The organism is Pseudomonas sp. 34 E 7, from assembly GCF_900005715.1.
GTDB classification, from domain to species: domain Bacteria; phylum Pseudomonadota; class Gammaproteobacteria; order Pseudomonadales; family Pseudomonadaceae; genus Aquipseudomonas; species Aquipseudomonas orientalis_A.
Genome location: NZ_CVTX01000062.1, coordinates 1 through 5,261 on the forward strand (window position 1 = coordinate 1; position 5,261 = coordinate 5,261).

Annotated in this window: 6 protein-coding genes; 5 read left to right on the top strand and 1 reads right to left on the bottom strand. The window is 60.8% G+C overall.

Annotation, left to right across the window (positions count from 1 at the left end; genetic code table 11):
- The 5 genes from BFP96_RS02680 to BFP96_RS02700 form a co-directional block, all read left to right on the top strand.
- Positions 1-523 (top strand): DUF2066 domain-containing protein (locus BFP96_RS02680; protein ID WP_139113323.1); only part of this gene is annotated, 523 nt, incomplete at its 5' end.
- A 68-nt stretch (positions 524-591) separates the two neighbouring features.
- The gene (locus BFP96_RS02685) at positions 592-1,665 is read left to right on the top strand and encodes an AI-2E family transporter (protein ID WP_065884497.1); all 1,074 of its coding nucleotides are present in this window, start codon (positions 592-594) and stop codon (positions 1,663-1,665) included.
- A gap of 205 nt (positions 1,666-1,870) precedes the next feature.
- On the top strand, positions 1,871-2,575 hold the full coding sequence (hda, locus tag BFP96_RS02690; protein WP_065884498.1) for a DnaA regulatory inactivator Hda: 705 nt from the start codon (positions 1,871-1,873) through the stop codon (positions 2,573-2,575).
- A 213-nt stretch (positions 2,576-2,788) separates the two neighbouring features.
- Complete coding sequence (locus BFP96_RS02695) at positions 2,789-3,418, top strand: C40 family peptidase (RefSeq protein ID WP_065935530.1); 630 nt, start codon at positions 2,789-2,791, stop codon at positions 3,416-3,418.
- A gap of 144 nt (positions 3,419-3,562) precedes the next feature.
- Entirely contained in the window at positions 3,563-4,102 is a 540-nt protein-coding gene (locus BFP96_RS02700; RefSeq protein ID WP_065935531.1) for a C40 family peptidase, read from the top strand.
- A gap of 145 nt (positions 4,103-4,247) precedes the next feature.
- Here BFP96_RS02700 and BFP96_RS02705 read toward each other — a convergent pair.
- Positions 4,248-5,261: PQQ-dependent sugar dehydrogenase (locus BFP96_RS02705; protein ID WP_065935532.1), on the bottom strand; the 1,014-nt coding region annotated here is incomplete at its 5' end.

The window sequence follows — 5,261 nt, forward strand, 5'->3', positions numbered from 1 at the left end:
GAACCTGGAAAGCGCAGACGCCACGCCGCTGCGCGCCGCCTCCGAACGTTATGGCGCCGATGCGTTGCTGGCCGTGCATGCGCGCCAGGAGGGCAGCCAGTGGCAGGCCAAATGGCGTCTGTGGCTGGGCGACAAGACCGAGCAGGGCAGCGTCCAGGGGGCTGACACCGCCGCCGTCGCCGACGCCGTATTGCTCGCCGTCAGCCAGACGCTGGCACCGCGCTTTGCCGTCAAGCCGGGGGTCAGCTCCGAGCAGTTGCTTGAGGTGCAAGGCATGAACCTGGAGCGCTATGCCGCGCTGGGTCGCTTGCTGGAGCCCTTTGGTGGTCAGCCGCAGCGGGTGGAGGGCGATCGTATTGTGTATCGCGTCAATGGCAGCGCCGACCAGTTGCGCACCCAGTTGAGCCTGGCCAAATTGCAGGAAGTGCCGGCCGGTGAAGCTCCGGTCCAGCAACCGCCGGTCGACGGCGCACAACCGGCCGCCGCGCCTGAGCCTCAGGCGCAGTTACGTTTTCATTGGTAAATGAATAAGTGGGTAAGCGGTCTTCCTTCTATATAGAAGAGGGAAGCCAATAACAGAGGAAGTGGTTTATGGCGGATACGCGTCGTTGGGTGTGGCTTGGCGGGATTGTCCTGCTGTGCGTTTTTGTGTTCTTGCTGCATTCGATCCTGACGCCATTTCTGGTGGCGTTGTTGCTCGCCTATCTGTTCGATCCGGTGGTGGATCGCCTGGAGAAAGCCGGCCTGTCGCGAACCTGGGGTGTGATCGCGGTGTTTGCCTTGTTTACCCTGATCATCACCGCGCTGGTACTGGTGCTGGTGCCGATGCTGGCCAAGCAGCTGTATCGACTTTATGAGCTGGCGCCGCAGATGCTCGACTGGTTGCAGCACACGGCCATGCCGTGGGCCCAGGCCAAGCTGGGGCTGTCGGACGGGTTCTGGAAGTTCGACAAGGTCAAGGCGGCAATCAGTGAGCACATGGACAAGACCACCGATATCGTCAGTATGGTGCTCAGTCAGGCAACCGCTTCCAGCCTTGCGCTGATCGGCTGGCTGACCAACCTGGTGCTGATCCCGGTGGTGGCGTTCTATCTGCTGCGTGACTGGGACATCATGATGGCCAAGATCCGCAGCCTGCTGCCGCGCGACCGCGAGGAACGCATCGTGTCCCTGGCCGGCGAGTGCCATGAAGTCCTCGGCGCGTTCGTCCGCGGGCAACTGCTGGTGATGCTGGCGCTGGGCATCATCTACGCCGCCGGCTTGATGGCGATCGGCCTTGAGCTGGGTCTGTTGATCGGCCTGATCGCCGGCCTGGCCGCGATCGTGCCGTACATGGGGTTCGTCATCGGTATCGGCGCGGCGCTGGTGGCGGGGCTGTTCCAGTTTGGCGGCGACCTGTACCCGATGCTCGGGATCGTCGCGGTATTCATGGTCGGTCAGGCGCTGGAAGGCATGGTATTGACGCCGCTGCTGGTAGGCGACCGCATCGGTCTGCATCCGGTGGCGGTGATCTTTGCGATCCTTGCGGGCGGTGAGCTGTTCGGCTTTACCGGCATCCTGCTGGCGCTGCCGGTGGCGGCGGTGATCATGGTGCTGGTGCGGCATGTTCACGACCTGTACAAGGATTCGGACGTGTACACGGGGGTTGAAGACCCCGATCTATAATCGAGGTATCACAAACCCGGCTTATCGCCGGGTTTGTTGTTTATGGGGGCGGGGGCGTCAAACAATTCGCGTAAAACCAGCAGGTTAACGCAAACCTTTGATTTTGCTTATGGTCTGCTGCATTGTGCGCCCGGCGCCACGCGTATAAACTTTGCAAACTTTACACAGAGGCCACTCACGGTTCGATGGGAGCCGTTCAGTCAGCATGAAACCGATTCAGCTGCCCCTAGGTGTGCGTCTGCGTGACGACGCTACCTTTATCAATTACTACCCAGGCGCCAATGCCGCTGCACTCGGCTATGTCGAGCGCCTCTGCGAAGCCGACGCCGGGTGGACTGAAAGCCTGATCTATCTGTGGGGCAAGCATGGCGTAGGGCGTACCCACTTGCTGCAGGCCGCGTGCCTGCGTTTCGAGCAGATGGGCGAACCGGCGGTCTACCTGCCTTTGGCCGAGCTGATGGACCATGGTGTGGGGATCTTCGACAACCTCGAACAATATGAACTGGTGTGCCTGGACGACTTGCAGGCCATTGCCGGCAAGGCGGATTGGGAGGAGGCGCTGTTTCATCTGTTCAATCGCCTGCGTGACAGCGGCCGGCGCCTGTTGATTGCCGCGTCCACCTCGCCGCGTGAACTGCCGGTGAAGCTGGCCGACCTCAAGTCGCGCCTGACGCTGGCGTTGATCTTCCAGATGCGCCCCCTGTCCGACGAGGACAAATTGCGCGCCCTGCAACTGCGCGCTTCGCGTCGCGGCCTGCACCTGACCGACGAGGTCGGGCATTTCATCCTCACCCGTGGCACGCGCAGCATGAGCGCCTTGTTCGATTTGCTCGAACAGCTCGATCAGGCCTCGTTGCAGGCCCAGCGCAAGCTGACCATTCCGTTCCTCAAGGAAACCCTCGGCTGGTAGCCAGCCCTTGTGTTTACAGGCTTTTCGGCAAATTCCAGGCGCCAGAAAACCTGCGTTTGAGCCTATTAGGCTACGCAAAGGTCAGGTGTCAGGGATCAAGGCTTAGATGGCGTGGTCCAAGCAAGAAGTCACAAAGAACTCGATTGAATTTGCAAATCGATGTGATAGTGGGCATAGTCTCGGCTTCTTTACACATCAGCCACGGTCGTGCCCATGCTAAATCGCTTCGCACCCCTCGTGCCTCTCGCACTCGTTACCCTGTTGTTTGGTTGCGCCTCCCACCCTCAGCAGGTGGCAGAACAGCAAAAACCACAGGTTCAAAATCAGGCTAAATTCGTTGCTGCACAGTCTGCTTCTGTTTATGAAGAAGAGCTGGCAACCGAAAAAGAACTTGTCGACTTCTCCGGCAGCAAGCCTTACCAGCTTCCCGTTCTGGCCGACAGCATTCTCGAACGCGGCATGTCCCTGATCGGTACCCGTTACCGTTTCGGCGGCACCTCCGAGGCCGGTTTCGACTGCAGCGGTTTTATCGGCTACCTGTTTCGTGAAGAAGCCGGCATGAATCTGCCGCGCTCCACCCGCGAAATGATCAACGTGAAAGCACCGTTGGTCGCGCGCAACAACCTCAAGCCCGGTGATCTGCTTTTCTTCAGTACAGCCGGTCGCGGTCGTGTCAGTCACGCCGGTATCTACCTGGGCGATAACCAGTTTATCCACTCCAGCAGCCGCCGTAGCGGTGGGGTGCGGGTCGATAGCCTGGGCGACAGCTACTGGAGCAAAACCTTCATCGAAGCCAAGCGCGCACTCGCCATGGCCCCGTCGACGGTGACCGCCAGTAAGTAAAGTTAAAGTGATACTTGAAGTTTGACGCGTAAGCGCTAGAATCCCTGGACATTGTTGTAATCCGTTCGCGCGAGCCCTGCTTGCGCGTTCTGGTTTTCAGCGTTCGGCAGCGAAAGCCGCATCCAGACCAGGATTGTTCTGCACATGTCGACCTCGGTCCGCGTCATTCTGCTTGTTTGCGCCGCGCTTCTCAGCGCCTGCGCGAACCGTCCACCGCCGCCCGCGCCCGTCGCGGTCAAGCCCAAGCCGGTGTTCAACTATTCCACCCAGAATTTCTCGCCTGCCGCCGAAGATGTGCTCTTCCGCGCGCTGGGCCTGGTGGGCACGCCCTATCGTTGGGGCGGCAATACACCGGACTCGGGGTTTGATTGCAGCGGGCTGATTGGTTTTGTCTACCGTGACGCAGCCGGTATCACCTTGCCGCGCACTACCCGCGAGTTGATCGTGATGCGTGCTCAGGACGTCAGCGAGCAGAACCTGCAAACCGGTGACCTGTTGTTCTTTGCCACCGGTGGCGGTTCGCGGGTGAGCCACGCCGGGATCTATGTGGGCGAGGGCCGTTTTGTGCACGCGCCGCAGACCGGCGGTACAGTGAAGCTGGACACGCTGTCCAAGGCGTATTGGCAGAATGCTTACCTGAGTGCCAAGCGCGTACTGCCGGCCAACCTGGCACGCAATCCCTGAGCCTGAGTTAGACATAGACCCGATTCAAATGTGGGAGGGGGCTTGCCCCCGATGAGGGAGGGTCAGTTGATAAATTTTCAGCTGACCCACCGCCATCGGGGGCAAGCCCCCTCCCACATTGGTTTTGTATCTGTCTCGGAAATATTTATTTGGCAGCAGACACCCGCCACACCTTGTTCCCCACATCATCCGCCACCAGCAAATCCCCTTGCTGATCGATCACCACGCCCACCGGCCGACCCATGGCGTTCTCATCTTTATCAAGGAACCCGGTCAGCACATCCACCGGTTTGCCCTTAGGCTGCCCACCCTCGAACGGCACGAAGATCACCTTGTAGCCACTGTGCGGCTTGCGATTCCACGAGCCGTGCTGGCCGATGAACGCACCGTTGCTGAACTGCGCAGGAAGTTTGTTGCCGGTGGCGAAGGTCAGTCCCAGCGACGCGGTATGCGGGCCGACCGCATAGTCCGGCGCAATGGCTTTGGCCACCAGTTGCGGGTTCTGCGGGGTGACGCGCACATCCACATGTTGGCCGTAGTAGCTGAAAGGCCAGCCGTAGAAGGCGCCGTCCTTGACCGAGGTGATGTAGTCCGGCACCAGGTCACTGCCGATCTCATCGCGTTCGTTCACCGCCGTCCACAGCTTGCCGCTCTGGGGTTCCCAGGCCATGCCGTTGGGGTTGCGCAGGCCGGAGGCGAAAATACGATGCTGGCCCGTGGCGCGGTCCACTTCCCAGATCGCCGCCCGGCCTTCTTCGGCTTCCAGGCCGTTCTCGCCGACGTTGCTGTTGGAGCCGACGCTCACATACAGCTTGCTGCCATCCTGGCTGGCCACCACGTTTTTGGTCCAGTGATGGTTGAGGCTGCCACCCGGCAAGTCGACTACCTTGGTGCCGGCCGCCTTGATCGCGGTTTCGCCAGGCTGATAGGGGAAGCGCAGCAACTTGTCCGAGTCGGCCACGTACAGGTCGTTGCCGACCAGGGCCATGCCGAACGGCGAGTTGAGGTTTTCCAGGAACACCGTGCGCGTTTCGGCGACGCCGTCGTGGTCGGCGTCGCGCAGCAGGGTGATGCGGTTCGGGCTCGGCACGCCTGCGCCGGCGCGGCCCATGACTTTTTCCATGACCCAGCCGCGCACGCCTTTGCTGTCATCCGGCTT